This window comes from Streptococcus sanguinis SK355, from assembly GCF_000212855.1.
Lineage (GTDB): Bacteria > Bacillota > Bacilli > Lactobacillales > Streptococcaceae > Streptococcus > Streptococcus sanguinis_A.
This window is the reverse complement of the sequence record NZ_GL890993.1, coordinates 1982141-2000314: the sequence shown is the minus strand read 5'-3', so window position 1 is coordinate 2000314 and position 18174 is coordinate 1982141. Positions and strand designations below refer to the sequence as shown.

Sequence of the window (18174 nt, the reverse complement as noted above, 5' to 3'; positions counted from 1 at the left end):
CCTCTTTCATGTTATAATATTCAGACAAGATTGAACGGAGAAAGTGTTTCACTCATCATGATTAGCTCAAAATACGACTGGCAGTTTGCCACTAATTTTACAGACGAAAAATTTTTAAAAAAGGCTAAGAAAGCTGGATTAGAACCTGCCGCTGCCAGTCTTCTTTACCAAAGAGGTGTGCAGACTGAAGAGTCTTTACAGGAATTTTTGGAGCCTAGTTTAGACCAGCTTCACAACCCTTATGACCTGCATGATATGGAGCGAGCAGTGGAGCGCATTCGCTCGGCGATTGAGAATTACGAGCAGATTTTGATCTATGGCGATTATGATGCTGATGGGATGACCTCGGCATCGATTGTCAAGGAAGCCTTGGAGCAGCTGGGGGCTGAGTGTCAGGTTTATCTGCCCAATCGCTTTACGGATGGCTATGGTCCTAATAGCAGTGTTTACAAGTATTTTATTGAAAATCAAGGAGTTTCGCTCATTATTACAGTAGATAATGGAGTGGCTGGCCTTGAAGCTATCGAGCTGGCCCAGTCTCTCGGCGTGGATGTCATCGTGACGGATCATCACTCCATGCCTGAGGAGCTGCCAAACGCCTATGCGATTGTCCATCCGGAACATAGCGGAGCGGATTACCCTTTCAAGCATCTAGCCGGTTGCGGGGTGGCTTTTAAGCTGGCAACAGCCTTGCTGGAAGAAGTCCAAGTCGAACTTTTGGACTTGGTTGCCATTGGCACTATTGCCGATATGGTCAGTCTGACGGGGGAAAATCGGATTCTAGTCAAATACGGCCTTTCCGTCCTCAAAAACACCCAGAGAGTAGGACTTCAGGAACTCTTCAAAATCGCTGGTATTCAGTCAGATGAACTGGATGAAGAAACGGTTGGTTTCCAGCTTGCCCCCAGACTCAATGCCTTGGGACGGCTGGATGATCCCAATCCAGCGATTGAGCTTTTGACAGGCTTTGACGATGAAGAAGCTCGTGACATTGCTCTTATGATCAACCAGAAAAATGACGAGCGTAAGGAAATCGTCCAGCAGATTTATGAAGAGGCACAAACCATGCTGGATCTTAAGAGACCAGTGCAGGTGCTGGCCAAGGAAGGCTGGAATCCCGGTGTGCTAGGGATTGTTGCTGGGCGTTTGCTGGAAGAGCTGCACCAGCCAGTCATAGTGCTCAATATTGAGGATGGCATCGCTAAGGGCAGCGCCCGCAGTATTGAAGCGGTCAATATTTTTGAGGCCTTGGACAGCCATCGTGACCTCTTTGTAGCCTTTGGTGGCCATGCTGGAGCAGCTGGAATGACTCTTAAAGCAGACAAGCTGGCGGAGCTTGCTGATATCTTGACAGAGTATATCTTAGATAATGATTTGGATTTGACTGGCAAAACAGCCCTGTATTTAGACGAGGAACTGCACTTGCCAGAACTGACCCTGGATACGCTCAAAAGCTTCGAAAAACTGGCGCCTTTTGGTATGGATAATAAGAAGCCGCTTTTTTACCTCAAGGATTTTAAAGTGGACAATGCTCGGACCATGGGGGCTGGCAATAGCCATCTCAAGCTGAAAATTTCTCAGCAAGATGCATCTTTTGAAGTAGTAGCTTTTGGGCAAGGAAGCCTGGCGACAGAGTTTGCCCAGACAAAGAATCTGGAGCTGGCGGTCAGCCTCTCTGTCAATAAATGGAATGGACAGACCAGTCTCCAGCTCATGCTGGTAGATGCCCGTGTGGACGGTGTTCAGCTTTTCAATATCCGCAGCAAAAATGCGACGCTGCCTGACAAGGTTCCAGTCTTGCGTTTCACAGAGGAATTGCCGGATTTGGCAAATAGCAGAGCAGTTGTGGTTTATGACCTGCCTGATGATTTGCAGGTCTTGAAGAAGATTCTTCAATCACAGGATTTCGAAGCGATTTATTTTAAGAATGAGATTGCCAAGCCATACTATCTTACAGGTTATGGTAACCGTGAGCAGTTTGCCAAACTTTACAAGACAATCTATCAGTTCCCCGAGTTTGATGTTCGCTATAAGCTCAAGGATCTAGCAGCTTACCTGAAAATTGACCCTATTCTTCTGGTCAAAATGATTCAGATTTTTGAAGAGTTAGGCTTTGTCAGCATCACAGAAGGCGTCATGACAGTCAATAAGGAAGCTGAAAAGAAAGAAATTGAAAGCAGTCGGATTTACCAAGATCTCAAGCGCCTAGTCAAGGAACAAGAACTCATGGCTCTGGGCACTGTGCAGGAGATTTATGATTATTTGATGGAGAGATGAGATGTTACAAGACTAAGCCAAAGTCTTGCAAAGGAGAACATTTTAGATGAATGAAATTATCCTGAGCTTTAAACCTGAATTTTTTAAAGCTTTGCTAACAGTAAAAAAGCATTTTGAATATCGTTCAAGGATTCCTGAAAAAGAAACGGTAGCTTATTTATATCTTTCCTCACCCGCTAAGATGATTGTTGGGAAAATGATTTTAGGTCAGCGTAATAATATCCAACACTTTTTAGAAAATTCAGATTTAGCAAATAGTAGTCGTTCATATTTGGAAAACCATTTGCAAGAAGGTGCCAAGTATTTTTCTCCAATTTACTCCCTATCTCTTCTTGACTCGCCTATATCATTAAAACAAGCTAAAGAATTATCGCCGAGATTTAGTGCTCCTCAAGGATATAGTTATATGTCGAATTATAAAGAATTGAATGATTTTCTTGAAAAATCTGTATTTTCAATATTTGAGATTAATCCATCTAATGATTTGGACTTATTAGGCTTATTTACGAAGGATATTGTAAAAAATATGAACAAGAAATAGCAACACCACTTTATTTAGAGCAATACATTTAATTTTGACTTGCCTAGAAAAAAACGATTATAAAGAATAACCCACTCTATCCCAGCCTCAATATGGTGGACTATAAATGAATGAAACATCCTCTTTTAAATTAAATAATCTATCCCCTTAAAAAATAAGTTTTCTGTTACCATTTGGATGAAAAAGTGATATAATAGAGAGTAAAAAATTTTTTTGAAAGAAAGTATATCATGAATTTAAAAGACTACATTGCAACAATCGAAAATTATCCAAAGGAAGGCGTGACATTCCGTGATATCAGCCCATTGATGGCAGATGGAAATGCATATAGCTACGCTGTTCGTGAGATTGTTCAGTATGCGACAGACAAGAAGATTGACATGATCGTTGGACCGGAAGCTCGTGGCTTTATCGTGGGCTGTCCGGTTGCATTTGAGTTGGGAATTGGCTTTGCTCCAGTCCGCAAGCCTGGCAAGCTTCCTCGTGAAGTTATCTCAGCCGACTATGAAAAAGAGTATGGCATGGATACCCTGACCATGCATGCGGATGCTATCAAGCCAGGTCAACGCGTTCTAATCGTAGATGATCTCCTTGCGACTGGTGGAACAGTGAAGGCGACGATTGAGATGATTGAGCGCCTTGGCGGTGTAGTAGCTGGATGTGCCTTCCTTATTGAGCTGGATGAGCTCAAGGGTCGCGAAGTTATCGGCGATTACGACTATAAGGTTCTGATGCACTATTAATACATAGTTTCTAGCTATATCTAGTTAGAGAAAAAGTATAATTGAAAACTATATCTCCTTTCAGTATAATGAAAGTACATTGGATAAACAAAGAATAGGCTGGAAAAGTATTTCCAAGCCTTTCTAACGATTGAAGGAGATATTTTCATGCCAATTAAGATTGATAAGAAACTGCCAGCTGTTGACATTTTAAGTTCTGAGAATATCTTTGTCATGGATGACGACAGGGCGGACCATCAGGATATCCGCCCTCTGAATATTCTGGTACTCAATCTCATGCCCCAGAAAATGGTGACGGAGACTCAGATACTGCGCCACTTGGCTAATACGCCACTGCAGTTGACTATTGACTTCCTCTACATGAGCTCTCATCAGTCTAAAACGACACGTGCAGAGCATATGGAGACTTTCTATAAGACTTTTGATGAGGTTAAAAATCGCTATTTTGATGGCTTGATTATTACTGGTGCGCCGGTAGAGCATCTGCCTTTTGAAGCGGTGGACTACTGGGAAGAGTTCCAGCAGGTGATTGAATGGTCCAAGACCCATGTCTTTTCGACTCTGCATATCTGTTGGGGAGCTCAGGCTGGACTTTACGCTCGCTACGGCGTGGACAAGCACCAGATGACGCGCAAGCTTTCGGGGGTCTATAGCCAGTCAGCTGACAGCAGTAATCTGCTTTTTCGTGGCTTTGACGATGAGTTTTATGCGCCGCATTCCCGTCATACGGAAGTTCTAAAGGAAGATATTGTCAATCTGACTAATCTGGAAATTCTCTCGTATGGAGAGGATACGGGCCTCTCTGTATTGGCTAGCCGGGACTTGCGAGAGGTGTATAGTTTCGGTCATATGGAATACGACCGCGATACTTTATCTAAGGAATATTTCCGCGATTTGAAGGCAGGGAAGAACCCACACATTCCAGAGAATTATTTCAAAAACGATGATGTCCATGCGACACCGGCCTTGCGTTGGAGTTCGGCCGCAGCACTCTTTTTCAGTAATTGGGTCAATTACGCTGTCTATCAGGAGACGCCTTTTGACTGGGAAAGTCCTGAAAATGATGTATCGTTTTTTGCTTATCTATAAGAGGTGACATGACTTATTTATCAGCTTTTAAATCGGGCAATCTAGTAATCCCGAGTGCCCTTCTTTTACATTTTAAGGACATCTTTGATTCCAGCGATGATTTTTTGGTCTGGCAGTTTTTCTATCTGCAAAATACGACTTCCTTGGAAGAGTTGGCACCTAGTCAGATTGCGGAGCATATTGGTAAGACTCTGTCAGAAGTCAATCGCTCTATGTCCCATCTGACGGAGAAAGGTCTCTTGCAGTATAAGACCATTGAGTTGAATGGAGAGACAGAGGTTATCTTTGATGCTTCACCGGCTTTGGAAAAGCTGGATGAACTGCTGGCAGCCAAAAGTGGTCATCAGACTGTGGCAAAGGCACCTCAGAATGTCTTGAAAGATTTGGTTGAGACCTTTCAGCAGGAGTTGGGCCGTCTCCTGACACCCTTTGAAATTGAGGACTTGACCAAGACTGTTCAAGACGACAAAACCAATCCTGACTTGGTCAAGGCTGCCCTTCGTGAAGCTGTGTTCAATGGCAAGGCCAACTGGAAGTATATTCAGGCTATCTTGCGCAATTGGCGCAAGGAAGGCATCACTACGCTTGCTCAGGTAGAAGCCAAACGGGAAGAACGTGAAGCAGCTAATCCTCAAAATGTGACAGTTTCAGATGATTTCCTCAATGCCATGAATTTGTGGAAGGACTGACTTTATTAGATTTATAGTGGCCTGTTAGATATGACAGGCCCTTGGTTTTATAAAAAAGGAGAAAAGTATGACGTATCAATTGCCAAAAGTCTGGTCTGCTGCGGACAGCGACCAAGGAAAATTTTCAGGTATCAATCAGCCTACTGCTGGCGTGCGCTTTGAGCAGAGGCTTCCTGTCGGTAAAGAGCCTTTTCAGCTATATTCACTTGGTACTCCAAATGGGGTCAAGGTGACGATTATGCTGGAGGAACTACTGGCAGCGGATATCACTGAGGCAGCCTATGACCTCTATAAGATCAGCATCATGGATGGCGACCAGTTTGGCTCAGATTTTGTGAAAATCAATCCCAACTCCAAGATTCCGGCCTTGTTGGACCAGTCAGGTCATAAGCCGATTCTTGTCTTTGAATCAGCAAATATCCTGCTCTATCTGGCGGAGAAGTTTGGAAAGCTGATTCCGTCAGATTTGGCTGGTCGGACTGAGGTGCTCAACTGGCTCTTCTGGCAGACAGGCGCGGCGCCCTTCTTGGGCGGTGGTTTCGGTCATTTCTTTAACTATGCTCCAGAAAAGCTAGAATATCCTATCAACCGCTTTACCATGGAAGCCAAGAGACAGCTGGATTTATTAGACAAAGAATTGGCTAAGAAAGCTTATATCGCTGGAGAAGACTACAGTATTGCTGATATTGCTATCTGGTCTTGGTATGGGCAGTTGGTGCAGGATAAGCTCTATCCAGGCGCAGCTGAGTTCTTGGATGCTGCATCCTACAAACATCTATCTGCTTGGGCGGAGAAGATTGCAGCTCGTCCGGCAGTCCAGCGTGGTTTAGCTGCCGAGTATCAGGAAATCAAATAAAAAAGTGATGGGTAGGAACACCCCATCATCAAGTGGCGAGACAAAATCAGTTTATCAACAGGCTGATTTTTCTTTCGTTGCTTTTTTTATACCCTTAAAAATGATATACTGAATAGAAGAATGTTTAGAAAAGAGTAAGCAATGCAAAAAAAGACTATTTCCCAACGCTTGGAGCGAGTAGCTGCTTTTGTGCTGGAGGGTGCAAAGTTGCTGGATGTTGGGAGCGATCATGCCTATCTGCCTATTTACCTGATTCAGCAGGGACGGATTGAGAAGGCTCTGGCCGGAGAAGTGGTAGAGGGGCCTTTTCAGTCTGCTCAGAAAAATGTGGCAGAGCATGGGCTGACGGAGCGGATTGAAGTTCGTTTGGCTAATGGTCTGGCGGCTTTGGAAGCGGAGGATCAGATTGACACCATCGTTATAGCTGGCATGGGTGGTCGCTTGATTTCAGAGATTTTGGAAAATGGCAGAGCTAAGCTTGGAGCTATTTCCCGCTTGATTTTGCAGCCCAATAACCGAGAGGATGAGCTTCGCAGCTGGCTGGTATCTAACGGCTTTCGCTTGCTGGCTGAGGATATCTTAGAAGAGGCTGGTAAGTTTTACGAAATCCTGGTAGCAGAAGCTGGCCAGCAAACTTTGACAGAGCAAGAAAAGCGTTTCGGGCCTTTTCTGATGAAGCAACAGTCACCCGCTTTTCAGCTAAGATGGCAGAAAGAACTGAAGAAACTCGAAGAAGCACTGGCTCGTATCCCAGAAAAAAATGAGCTGGAACGCTCTGCTATGTCCCAAAAAATCGAAAGTATCAAGGAGGTACTCCATGCTAGCAAGTGAAATCATCGCCCGTTATGAAGCCTATTGTCCACAGGAACTGTCCATGGAGGGCGACATTTCAGGCCTGCAAATCGGGACTTTGGATAAAGAAGTGGATAAGGTTCTAGTGGCTCTGGATATTCGCGAGCAGACGGTGACGGAGGCTATTGAGACTGGCGCTGGACTGATTATCGTTAAACATGCGCCTATCTTTCGCTCGCTCAAGGACCTAGTGGCAGATAAGGCGCAAAATCAGATGATTCTAGACCTCATCAAGCATGATATTGCTGTCTATGTCAGCCATACTAATATTGATGTTGTGGCGGACGGGCTCAATGATTGGTTCTGTCAACGGTTGGAGATTGAGGAGACAAGTTTTCTTAGTCAGACGGGGCCAGAAAACGGTATTGGTCGCGTGGGGAGGATTGCTCCTCAGACCTTTGGGGACTTTGCGGCTAAGGTCAAGGCAAGTTTTGGACTGGATAGTTTGCGTCTGGTCACTTATGAAGAAGCGGATCTCAATCGTGTGATTGAGCGAGTTGCTATTTGTGGTGGCAGCGGTCAGTCCTTTTATCCGGAGGCCATTGCCAAGGGAGCGCAGGTCTACATTACAGGTGATATTTACTATCACACTGCCCAGGAAATGCTGACAGAGGGGCTTTTGGCGCTGGATCCTGGACATCATATCGAGGTTCTTTTTACGGAAAAATTAAAAGAAAAGCTTGATACTTGGAAGGCAGAAGAGGGATGGGAGATTGAGATTCTAGCTAGTCAGGCTTCGACCAATCCTTTCCGACATATTTGAGAGGAATCGACATGAAAAAAGTAGCAGTAATTGGTGCTGGGATTGTCGGCTCAACAGCAGCTTACTATCTGTCCAAATCACCAGATGTGGAAGTGACTGTCTTTGATGACGGCAAGGGGCAGGCAACCAAGGCAGCCGCTGGCATTATCAGTCCTTGGTTTTCCAAGCGTCGCAACAAGGCTTGGTATAGGATGGCGCGTTTGGGCGCTGATTTTTATCAGGACTTGATTACGGAACTGAAAGAGGCTGGAATCCAGACAGACTTTTACCAACAGACAGGTGTTTATCTGCTGAAAAAGGACGAGAGCAAGCTGCAGGAGCTTTATGATTTGGCTGTTAATCGTCGGGAAGAGTCGCCTCTAATTGGGGAGTTGAGTCTTCTCAGCCGTCAGGAAGTCCAGAAGAAATTTCCAGATTTGCAAGGCTTTGAGCAACTTCTCTATGCTTCCGGCGGGGCTCGTGTAGAGGGAGTACTCTTGACGGAGACGCTTCTGAAAGCCAGTAAGGCAGAACTGGTTGAGAAAAAGGTACGATTGACAGTAGAAGGAGAGAAACTTCTTGTGGACGGACGCAGCTTTGACTGTGTCATCTTAGCTGTGGGGGCTTGGCTGAGAGAAATCTTGCAGCCGCTGGGCTATAAGGCAGATGTTCGGCCGCAAAAGGGACAGTTACGTGATTTTAGGCTGGCTGAAAAGACGGATGACTACCCTGTTGTTATGCCTGAGGGCGAGCTGGATATCATTCCCTTTCTGGCAGGCAAGGTCAGCGTCGGTGCTAGCCATGAAAATGATCAGGGCTTTGATTTAACGGTAGATAAGACGGTGTTGAACCAGTTGCAGCAAGAAGCGGAAACTTACTTGCCGAGGTTGGCTACTGCAGAGATTCTAGGTGAGCGCGTGGGAACACGGGCTTATACCAGCGACTTTTCTCCTTTCTTTGGAGTTGTGCCAGACTTACCGCATGTCTACGCTACCAGCGGATTAGGCTCTTCTGGTCTGACAACTGGCCTGCTCATCGGATGCCAATTGGCCCAGATGGCTTTAGGAGAAGCGGGGCTGCTGAATCCAGCTGACTATCCTATTGAGCGGTATGTGAAGAAGGTTTGATATGACAGAAACTATTTTGAATTGGGTCAATGTTTGTGTAAAAAAAGATGATGAAATTTTACTGCTTAATCGCCAGCATGATAACTTTAAAGGGTGGATACAACCAGGCGGCTTCACCAGTCTGGGGATAGACTGGTGAAGGTTGGGGATAGAAAAAGCTTAGCTTTTCACCTTCGTAAGAGTTTCCAGAACCTTTTTTTGAAGCTGCAAGGCGCGAGTTAAAAGAAGAAACGGGGCTGACTGCTCTAAACTTGGAATTGAAGGGAATTTCAGGTTTCACTAATCCGAGTAAAAAAGAACGGTATGTGTATTACGATTTTCTTTGTACTGCCTTTGAAGGACAAGTTAGGGGAAACGATCATGAAGGGGAGCCCAAATGGTGGAAGATTTCGGAACTTGACCAAATAGACATGCAGGATGACATACGTGAACGTTTGCCTCTGTACTGGCGGAAAGGATCTTTTGAGCGGATTCACTACTGGAATGAGGAAAAACACTGTATAGGGGAAACCAAGACGATCTTGTATGATTGACTTTAGAGGATAAGGAGAAGTTATGGACTGGTTACGATCGCAGCCTGTGGTTATGCAGGCATTCTTGGCTGGGCTTTTTACATGGGGGTGTACCATTGTAGGCTCGGCTGTTGTATTTTTCTTTAAAAAGGTCAGCCGCAAGCTGCTGGATATTATGATGGGCTTTGCGGCAGGCGTTATGATTGCGGCTTCCTTTTGGTCACTTCTGGCACCGTCGATTGAGTATGCGCAAAGTTCTTATGGCAAGCTATCCTGGTTGCCAGCAGCGATTGGCTTTTTAGTGGGCGGTTTTTTCCTGCGGATGATTGATGCGGTGGTGCCTCACTTGCACTTGAGCAAGGATATTTCGGAGGCAGAGAGTGTTCCCGAACATAGCCGAAAGAAGCTGTCTAAGACAGCCCTGCTCTTCTTAGCCATTACCATTCACAATTTTCCAGAAGGTTTGGCAGTCGGAGTAGCCTTTGGTGCTTTGGCCGCTAATCCTAGTCCGGAAGCCTTTGTCGGTGCGATTGGCCTAGCTTTGGGAATTGGCCTGCAAAACGTCCCAGAGGGGGCTGCTCTGTCCATTCCGATTCGGACGGACGGCAAGTCTAGGCTTAAAGCCTTTTACTGGGGTTCCATGTCCGCAATTGTAGAGCCAATTGGTGCTGTTCTGGGTGCTGTAGCTGTCATGGCCATGACGGCTATTCTACCCTATGCCCTATCTTTTGCGGCGGGTGCTATGATTTTCGTGGTGGTAGAGGAGCTGATACCGGATTCGCAGACCAATGGCAATACCGATGTGGCGACTTTAGGTCTCATGGTGGGCTTTGTTCTCATGATGGTCTTGGATGTGGCTTTGGGTTGATACCAACTTAGAATCAAAGAGCGGAAGAAAGCGGAATTTCTGCTCTTTTTCTTTTATTTAAGGGTAGTGAAAAGGATGACATCCGCTTTCAAAAATGGTAGAATAAGGAGAATACATTAAGAGAGGAAACTCATATGAAAGGTATTATTCTTGCAGGTGGTTCTGGTACACGTTTGTATCCATTGACCCGCGCTGCATCAAAACAGCTCATGCCGGTTTATGATAAACCCATGATTTATTATCCACTGTCAACTCTTATGCTGGCTGGTATCAAGGACATCTTGATTATCTCTACTCCGACAGATCTGCCTCGTTTTGAGGATCTGCTGGGTGATGGCTCAGAGTTTGGTATCAAGCTCTCTTATGCAGAGCAGCCAAGTCCAGACGGGCTGGCACAAGCCTTTATCATTGGGGCTGATTTTATTGGAGATGATCGCGTGGCGCTGATTCTTGGGGATAATATCTACCATGGACCAGGTCTAAGTAAGATGCTCCAAAATGCTGCAGCTAAGGAAAAAGGAGCAACTGTTTTTGGCTATCATGTCAAGGATCCAGAGCGCTTTGGTGTTGTAGAATTTGATGAGAATATGAATGCTATCTCCATCGAAGAAAAACCGGAACAGCCGCGCTCTAACTATGCAGTGACTGGACTCTATTTCTATGATAACGATGTTGTAGAAATTGCCAAGAACATTAAACCAAGTCCTCGAGGAGAACTGGAAATCACAGATGTCAACAAGGCCTACTTGGATCGTGGTGATTTGTCTGTTGAGCTCATGGGACGTGGTTTTGCTTGGTTGGATACAGGAACTCATGAAAGTCTCTTAGAGGCAGCTCAATATATCGAAACAGTTCAGCGGATGCAGAACGTTCAGGTGGCAAATCTGGAAGAAATTGCCTATCGTATGGGCTATATCACTAAAGAGCAAGTGCATGAATTGGCGCAGCCATTGAAAAAGAATGAATATGGTCACTATCTCTTGCGCTTGATTGGAGAAGAATAAGAAGATGACGGAACAATTTTTTGATAAGGAATTAGCAGCGCGTGAGGTTCCTGGAATTCCTGGAATGCTGGAGTTTGATATTCCTGTGCGGGGGGACAACCGAGGTTGGTTTAAAGAGAATTTTCAAAAGGAAAAAATGCTGCCGCTAGGCTTCCCTGAAAGCTTCTTTGCAGAAGGAAAACTGCAAAATAATGTCAGCTTTTCTCGTAAAAATGTCCTGCGTGGTCTTCATGCTGAACCATGGGACAAGTACATCTCTGTTGCTGATGACGGTAAGGTGCTGGGAACTTGGGTCGACCTTCGTGAGGGCGAGACCTTTGGCAATACCTACCAGACAGTAATCGATGCCAGCAAGGGGATTTTTGTGCCACGTGGTGTAGCCAACGGCTTCCAAGTCCTTTCTGACACCGTTTCCTATAGCTATCTGGTGAATGACTACTGGGCTTTGGAACTCAAACCTAAGTATGCCTTTGTCAACTATGCAGACCCAGCTTTAGGCATCCAGTGGGAAAACCTAGAAGCAGCAGAAGTCTCAGAAGCAGACAAGAACCATCCACTACTTAAGGATGTCAAACCTCTAAGAAAAGAAGATTTGTAAAAAAAGAATTCTTTTCTGATTTATTAATTGATATTGAAATATATGATTTAGCTCAGCTCCTATCCGAGCGAAGCGAGTGGAAGAAATGATTGCCGCTGTGGTGTAAGTCATGTAACAAATTGTTTAGTTTGTTACATGACAGGGGATTTTTGAGACATGAGGCTCAAAAATAAGCAATGAAACCGAAGGTTTGCTTGCGTCCCCACCACTTAAGGCAATTATAAAAAAGTTAAGGAATAAAAATGACTGAATACAAAAAAATTATCGTGACAGGTGGAGCTGGATTTATCGGTTCTAACTTTGTCCACTATGTTTACAATAACTTTCCAGATGTCCATGTGACAGTGCTGGACAAGCTGACTTACGCGGGTAATCGAGCTAATATTGAAGAAATTTTAGGCGACCGCGTTGAGTTGGTTGTTGGAGATATTGCTGATGCAGCCTTGGTAGATAAGCTGGCTTCTAGAGCTGATGCTATCGTTCACTATGCGGCAGAAAGCCACAATGACAACTCACTCAATGACCCGAGTCCGTTTATCCACACCAACTTTATCGGAACTTACACACTCTTGGAAGCAGCTCGTAAATACGACATTCGTTTCCACCATGTATCGACTGACGAAGTCTATGGGGACCTGCCTCTGCGTGAAGATTTGCCAGGTCATGGAGAAGGACCAGGTGAGAAATTTACGGCTGAAACCAAGTACAATCCAAGCTCGCCTTACTCATCAACCAAGGCAGCTTCAGACTTAATCGTTAAAGCTTGGGTGCGCTCATTTGGCGTTAAAGCGACTATTTCTAACTGTTCAAACAACTACGGACCTTACCAGCACATCGAGAAGTTCATTCCGCGCCAAATCACCAATATCCTGAGTGGTATCAAGCCAAAACTCTACGGTGAAGGTAAAAACGTCCGTGACTGGATTCATACGAATGACCATTCATCAGGCGTCTGGACAATTCTGACCAAGGGACAAATCGGCGAAACTTACTTGATTGGTGCTGACGGTGAAAAAAATAACAAGGAAGTGCTGGAGCTGATTCTCAAGGAAATGGGACAGCCAGCTGATGCTTATGATCATGTGACAGACCGTGCCGGCCACGACCTCCGCTATGCCATTGATGCCAGCAAGCTTCGCGATGAGCTAGGATGGAAGCCAGAGTTTACCAACTTTGAAGCAGGTCTCAAAGAGACTATCAAGTGGTACACGGATAACCAAGACTGGTGGAAATCAGAAAAAGCAGCAGTTGAAGCCAACTATGCTAAGACTCAAGAAGTGATTAAGTAAGAATAGGCTATCTATGATGAGCCTTGTAAAACTAGCGCTATGAGATTGAGAGGCTGGGATTATCTGTCCCAGCCTTTTCTCACAGGATTGTTAGCTTTTTAATATGTTTGTTACAGAAAATTATGCAAAAATAGTGTAAAATAAGATAAATCCTTTCTGTGTTTTTAGCTAAAGGGATTTTCTCAAATTAAAGGAATACAAACATGAAAATGGTAAAAAGAGTAGTGGGAATTGGTTTGGTGCTGTTGCTTGCAGCAGTCCTGTTTCTGGTTCCTGCATCTGTTAATCAAAGTGAACAATTAAAGAATGTTCAAGGCAGTGCTTCCTGGATGAGTATTATTGAGCCAGCTTTGAGCAATGCCAATGTGACGGCTCAGGGAGTCAGCACGGAAGTTTCTCTCAATAGCGTCCAGCTTAATCAGGTGCTCAAGTCTTTTCTGGCTGACTCTGAGAATCAGGAGCTGCTGAACAGTGTTTACAGTATTGAAGGCAATAAGCTGCGCATCCAGTATCCAGTCAAACTGCTCTTCATTGACAGTAAGCTGGACTTAGAGGTGGATGTGACGGTGAGAGATAATGTCTTGCACATCACAATTGATAGTGCTAAGTTAGGCTCTCTTCCTATCCCTAAATCTTGGGTGACAGGCATGCTGAAGCAACAAATGCAGGCTTCAAATTCATCTATCACGACGGAGGGAGATAGTTTCCTTCTAGCTCTGCCGCAGAGTCAATACAGCATTAACAAAATCAGCTTCCAGAATGGAGCTGCTAAAATCCAGTTCAGCATGGGTTATGGAATCTAAAAAAGAAAACTTCATTTGAGGAAGAAGTCTTCCGAATCAAATGGAGTTTTTATACTATTATTTGAACAATAGCATTGTGAGGGAGAAAAGATGCCTATTCCTAATATCCTGCAAGAGGAGTTGATTGTTATTGATGACAATCTGCGTTTGCGAGCCTATGATGGCGAGTTTGAGTTGGCCATAGACTGGTACCAAGATCCAGATATGATTTATATGATTGATGGTAGTAGAGACCCCTATCCGCCAGAGCGAGTTCAAAGGATGTATGAATATCTTGCCAGGCAAGGTGAAGTGTATTTTATTGAAGTATGGGAGAAGGAGTGCTGGCTACCCATTGGGGATGTGACCTTTTGGCAAGATGATTTGCCGATTGTCATTGGAAAAGCGGACTACCGCGGGAAAGGCATTGGCAAGAAAGTTCTTTCTGCTTTGATACAGCGCGCACGCAATCTAGGCTATCAAAAACTAGTAGTTCAAGAAATTTATGATTTCAATCAGTCCTCTCGCAGTTTGTTTGAGTCGCTTGGTTTCTATCCAACTCATGCTATGGAGAAAGGCAAATCTTATACACTTGATTTGACCTTGCCCTTGGCACAGATTCAGCCCAGTCAGTTCTACCTTTCACGGGAAAAGCTGGACAGGATTTGTATTGATTTTGACCAACAAGAACTTGAAGCTTTACCTGTCAAGCGCATGGATGGCAAAATTTTCTTTACTGATGGACATAGCAGAGCCTTTAAGGCTTATCAGGCTGGCCTTTCTCATATTCCCATCTATTATGATAGGGACGAGCTTAACTGGGACTTTTATCGATACTGTGTCCAGACTTGTGAGGAAAGAGGCATCTTCTCTATAGCTGATTTACAGAACCGCATCTTGTCCAAGGAAGACTATCAGATCCATTGGCTTGATTGGTGTAAGAGAGAAGCTAGAAAATTTGATAAGAGCTGATATCGCGAAGCTCTTGTGTTATAATAGATAGATGGAATCAATATATTGAATCAGAGGTGAGATGATGCTTTATGAATTTTGTGCGGAAAATGTAACCTTGTTAGAAAAGGCTATGAAGGCTGGAGCCCAGCGGATTGAGCTCTGTGATAATCTGGCTGTCGGTGGCACGACGTCCAGCTATGGCGTGATTCAAGCAGCAGTTGACGTAGCCAAGCTTTATGGTGCGACTGTGATGACCATGATTCGGCCACGGGGCGGTGATTTTGTTTACACTGATCTTGAAATTGAGATTATGCTGACTGATATCCAAAAAGCCAAGGAAGCCGGCAGTCAGGGAGTCGTTTTTGGTGTCTTGACGGAGAAGAACGAAATAGATGTTCCGAAGATGCAGCGCCTGCTAGAGGCTTGCAAGGGACTGGAAGTAGTCTTTCACATGGCTTTTGACGCGATACCCGCTGAATACCAGTTTGGCGAAATGGACTGGCTGATTGAGAACGGCGTCCAGCGAATTTTGACCCACGGAGGACCTGCTAATGAGCCGATTGAGGAGCATTTTGCTTGGCTGGACGAATTAATCGAGCATGCTGCTGATCGGATTGATATCATGCCGGGCGGTGGCATTCATCTGGGCAATCGTCAGGAAGTTATAGACAGTCTGGCAGTTGACCAGCTGCATGGAACTAAAATTGTATTTTAAGGAGGGGGAAGCTGCGCTAGCAGTGGCTAAGTAGATGTTGGAACTATTTGAAAAATACAAGGCTAATCCAGATAAGCTTCAGACTTACGGCTTTAATGAGTCTGATGGAGCTTACCATTTCTCGCAGAAGATTATGAAGGGTGACTTTCGCTTGGAAGTGACTATCAGAGATGGGAAGCTGTACTATCAGGTCTTTGACTGTGATACTGATGATGCCTATCTACAGGTCAAGATGGAGCAGGTGACGGGGGAGTTTGTCGGTCAGGTTCGTGAAGCATGTCAGGCAGCACTGCTGGCTATCCGTCAGCACTGTTTTGACGAGATTGGCTTTCTCTATGAGCAGAGTAAGCGACTGCGGAATCATGCAGCTGAGGTTTATCAGGGTCAGATTGAGTACCTCTGGGAGAAGTCTTCCAGAAAGAGCTCGACTAAAGCTGGGGTTTTCCGCCACCAGGACAGTAAAAAATGGTATGGGGCTTTTTTGACCACAGACTGGTCTAAGTTTGAAGCAGAGCGAAGCGGCGCTATTGAGGTGCTGAATGTTAAGAATGACCATGTGGCAGAGCTGATTCAGAAAAAGGGGATTTACCCGGCCTTTCACATGAATAAGAAATATTGGCTCAGTCTGCCCTTGGATGATACCCTGAGCGATCAGGAAATCTTTGATTTGCTGGCTGTAAGTTACCAGCTGACCAGTAAAAAATAGAATCGAAGCACAGCGCTCCAATCCGCTGTGTTTCATTTTTCCTCAAAAAACAGTATAATAAAAAGACTAGTAAGAATAGGAGAAATTATGAACCTTATTAGAAAATTAGCCTGGTTTTTTAAGTTGGAAAAGCGGCGCTATATCATTGGTATCTTGGCCTTGTCCTGGGTCAGTGTCTTCAATCTGATACCGCCTAGAGTCATCGGTCAGGTTATTGACCGAATTGCTAGCAAACATCTGACTTCTCAAGAGCTGCTCTTTAATTTGCTGTTGCTGATTGCTTCAGCTTTTATCATGTACAGCCTGCGTTATGTCTGGCGCCTTTATATCTTAGGGACATCCAATAATCTGGGACGGATTCTGCGCTCTCGATTGTTCGAGCATTTTACTCACATGTCTCCCTCTTTTTATCAGAAATACCGAACAGGGGACTTGATGGCTCATGCGACCAATGATATCAATGCGGTTGTCAGTCTGGCTGGTGGCGGAGTCATGTCAGCTGTGGATGCTTCTATTACAGCCTTGGTGACCCTGCTAACTATGTTTTTCATTTTGGACTGGCGGCTGACTTTGATTGCCATTGTGCCCATGCCTTTCTTGTCGTGGGGAACAGGTTTGATTGGTCGTAAAAATCATGAAAGTTTTAAGGCTGCTCAAGAGGCATTTTCGGATTTGAACAATAAGGTTCAGGAGAGCGTTTCAGGGATTCGAGTGACCAAATCCTTTGGCTATCAGGAAGCTGAGACTCAGTCTTTTGCACAGACCAATCAGGAGGTCTACGAAAAAAACGTTTTGGCTGCCAAGTACGATTCACTTTTTGACCCCTTGGTTTTGCTTTTTATCGGCCTTTCTTATGTTTTGACCTTGATTTTCGGTGGAATTTTTATCTCCCAAGGACAGTTTACCATAGGAGAGTTGGTTACTTTTATCACTTATCTGGATATGCTGGTTTGGCCTCTGCAGGCTACAGGCTATCTTTTTAACATCGGCCAGCGGGGTGCCGTTTCCTATGAGCGGATCGAGAAACTGCTGGCTCAGGAGTCAGATGTCAAGGAAGCTGAACAACCCCTTTCTCATGCGGAAAATGGTCGATTGGATTATGACATTCAGAAGTTTGCTTATGCAGAGGAGACTAGTTTATCGGATATTCATTTTTCCATTGAGCAGGGACAGACACTGGGAATTGTAGGTCAGACGGGCTCAGGGAAGACCACTCTTCTGCGCTTGCTGCTGCGGGAGCAGGATATTCAGGAGGGGGCTATCTATCTGAATGGCCATGATATTCGAGAGTACCGCCTCAAAGACTTGCGCCGTCTTATCGGCTATGTACCACAGGAACAGATGCTTTTTGCTCTGTCCATTCGGGACAATATCCGCTTTGCTAACCCTCAGCTGACAGATAGCCAGGTTCTAGCTGCTGCTCAACTCTGCGGTGTTTATGAGGATATTCAGGCTATGCCAGAGGGGCTGGATACGGTTGTCGGTGAGCGGGGCTTGTCTCTGTCTGGTGGACAGAAGCAGCGCCTAGCTATGAGTCGAGCTATTATTACCAATCCTGAGATTCTGATTTTGGATGATTCCCTGTCGGCTGTTGATGCCAAGACGGAGCATCTGATTTTAGAAAATCTAAAGTCAGAGCGGGCTGGCAAGACTACCATCATCACTGCTCATCGGCTGTCGGCCTTGGTGCATGCAGACCTGATTTTGGTTATGGAAGAGGGACGAATCAAGGAGCGTGGCACTCACCAAGAGCTATTGGAGCAAAAAGGCTGGTATGCTCAGACATACCATAATCAGCAGCTGGCAGAAAGCTTGAAGGAGGAAGATTAA

Annotated in this window: 18 protein-coding genes and 1 pseudogene; all 19 read left to right on the top strand. The window is 45.0% G+C overall.

Features of this window, described 5'->3' with window-relative positions; all coding sequences use genetic code 11:
• Positions 1-57: 57 nt before the first annotated feature.
• Positions 58-2277, top strand: a complete 2220-nt coding sequence (gene recJ / locus HMPREF9389_RS01810) for a single-stranded-DNA-specific exonuclease RecJ (protein WP_002930862.1) — start codon at positions 58-60, stop codon at positions 2275-2277.
• Between the two features lie 46 nt (positions 2278-2323).
• Positions 2324-2818, top strand: a complete 495-nt coding sequence (locus HMPREF9389_RS01815) for a hypothetical protein (protein WP_002930859.1) — start codon at positions 2324-2326, stop codon at positions 2816-2818.
• Positions 2819-3048: 230 nt separating this feature from the next.
• A complete protein-coding gene (locus HMPREF9389_RS01820) occupies positions 3049-3561 on the top strand; it encodes an adenine phosphoribosyltransferase (protein ID WP_002906315.1) in 513 nt (170 codons plus the stop codon).
• A gap of 147 nt (positions 3562-3708) precedes the next feature.
• Complete coding sequence (metA, locus tag HMPREF9389_RS01825) at positions 3709-4650, top strand: homoserine O-acetyltransferase MetA (RefSeq protein ID WP_002930858.1); 942 nt, start codon at positions 3709-3711, stop codon at positions 4648-4650.
• 8 nt (positions 4651-4658) lie between these two features.
• Positions 4659-5339, top strand: coding sequence for a DnaD domain-containing protein (locus HMPREF9389_RS01830; RefSeq protein WP_002909462.1), 681 nt, complete (start codon positions 4659-4661; stop codon positions 5337-5339).
• Positions 5340-5406: 67 nt separating this feature from the next.
• Complete coding sequence (gene yghU, locus HMPREF9389_RS01835) at positions 5407-6195, top strand: glutathione-dependent disulfide-bond oxidoreductase (RefSeq protein ID WP_002930857.1); 789 nt, start codon at positions 5407-5409, stop codon at positions 6193-6195.
• Between the two features lie 141 nt (positions 6196-6336).
• A complete protein-coding gene (locus HMPREF9389_RS01840; RefSeq protein WP_002930856.1) occupies positions 6337-7026 on the top strand; it encodes a tRNA (adenine(22)-N(1))-methyltransferase in 690 nt (229 codons plus the stop codon).
• Positions 7013-7810: a Nif3-like dinuclear metal center hexameric protein gene (locus HMPREF9389_RS01845; RefSeq protein ID WP_002930855.1), complete on the top strand. Its 798-nt coding sequence runs from the start codon at positions 7013-7015 to the stop codon at positions 7808-7810. The genes HMPREF9389_RS01840 and HMPREF9389_RS01845 overlap by 14 nt, the downstream gene beginning before the upstream one ends.
• Before the next feature lie 11 nt (positions 7811-7821).
• Positions 7822-8916 carry an NAD(P)/FAD-dependent oxidoreductase gene (locus HMPREF9389_RS01850; RefSeq protein WP_002930854.1) on the top strand — a complete coding sequence of 365 codons (1095 nt, stop codon included), beginning with the start codon at positions 7822-7824 and terminating at the stop codon, positions 8914-8916.
• Between the two features lies 1 nt (position 8917).
• Positions 8918-9449: pseudogene (locus HMPREF9389_RS0111370) on the top strand (NUDIX domain-containing protein).
• Positions 9450-9471: 22 nt separating this feature from the next.
• Positions 9472-10296 (top strand): ZIP family manganese transporter TmpA, encoded by an 825-nt coding sequence (tmpA, locus tag HMPREF9389_RS01855; RefSeq protein WP_002930849.1) that lies wholly within the window; start codon positions 9472-9474, stop codon positions 10294-10296.
• Positions 10297-10430: 134 nt separating this feature from the next.
• Positions 10431-11300 (top strand): glucose-1-phosphate thymidylyltransferase RfbA, encoded by an 870-nt coding sequence (gene rfbA, locus HMPREF9389_RS01860; protein WP_002897349.1) that lies wholly within the window; start codon positions 10431-10433, stop codon positions 11298-11300.
• Positions 11301-11304: 4 nt separating this feature from the next.
• Positions 11305-11898: a dTDP-4-dehydrorhamnose 3,5-epimerase family protein gene (locus tag HMPREF9389_RS01865; RefSeq protein ID WP_009443641.1), complete on the top strand. Its 594-nt coding sequence runs from the start codon at positions 11305-11307 to the stop codon at positions 11896-11898.
• A gap of 242 nt (positions 11899-12140) precedes the next feature.
• Positions 12141-13187: a dTDP-glucose 4,6-dehydratase gene (gene rfbB / locus HMPREF9389_RS01870; protein ID WP_002930848.1), complete on the top strand. Its 1047-nt coding sequence runs from the start codon at positions 12141-12143 to the stop codon at positions 13185-13187.
• A gap of 203 nt (positions 13188-13390) precedes the next feature.
• Positions 13391-13990, top strand: coding sequence for a hypothetical protein (locus tag HMPREF9389_RS01875; protein ID WP_002917067.1), 600 nt, complete (start codon positions 13391-13393; stop codon positions 13988-13990).
• 90 nt (positions 13991-14080) lie between these two features.
• Positions 14081-14941 (top strand): GNAT family N-acetyltransferase, encoded by an 861-nt coding sequence (locus tag HMPREF9389_RS01880; RefSeq protein WP_002930847.1) that lies wholly within the window; start codon positions 14081-14083, stop codon positions 14939-14941.
• A 64-nt stretch (positions 14942-15005) separates the two neighbouring features.
• Positions 15006-15638, top strand: a complete 633-nt coding sequence (locus tag HMPREF9389_RS01885) for a copper homeostasis protein CutC (protein ID WP_032906600.1) — start codon at positions 15006-15008, stop codon at positions 15636-15638.
• Between the two features lie 34 nt (positions 15639-15672).
• Positions 15673-16344, top strand: coding sequence for an MmcQ/YjbR family DNA-binding protein (locus HMPREF9389_RS01890; protein ID WP_002930844.1), 672 nt, complete (start codon positions 15673-15675; stop codon positions 16342-16344).
• Positions 16345-16431: 87 nt separating this feature from the next.
• Entirely contained in the window at positions 16432-18174 is a 1743-nt protein-coding gene (locus HMPREF9389_RS01895; protein ID WP_002930843.1) for an ABC transporter ATP-binding protein, read from the top strand.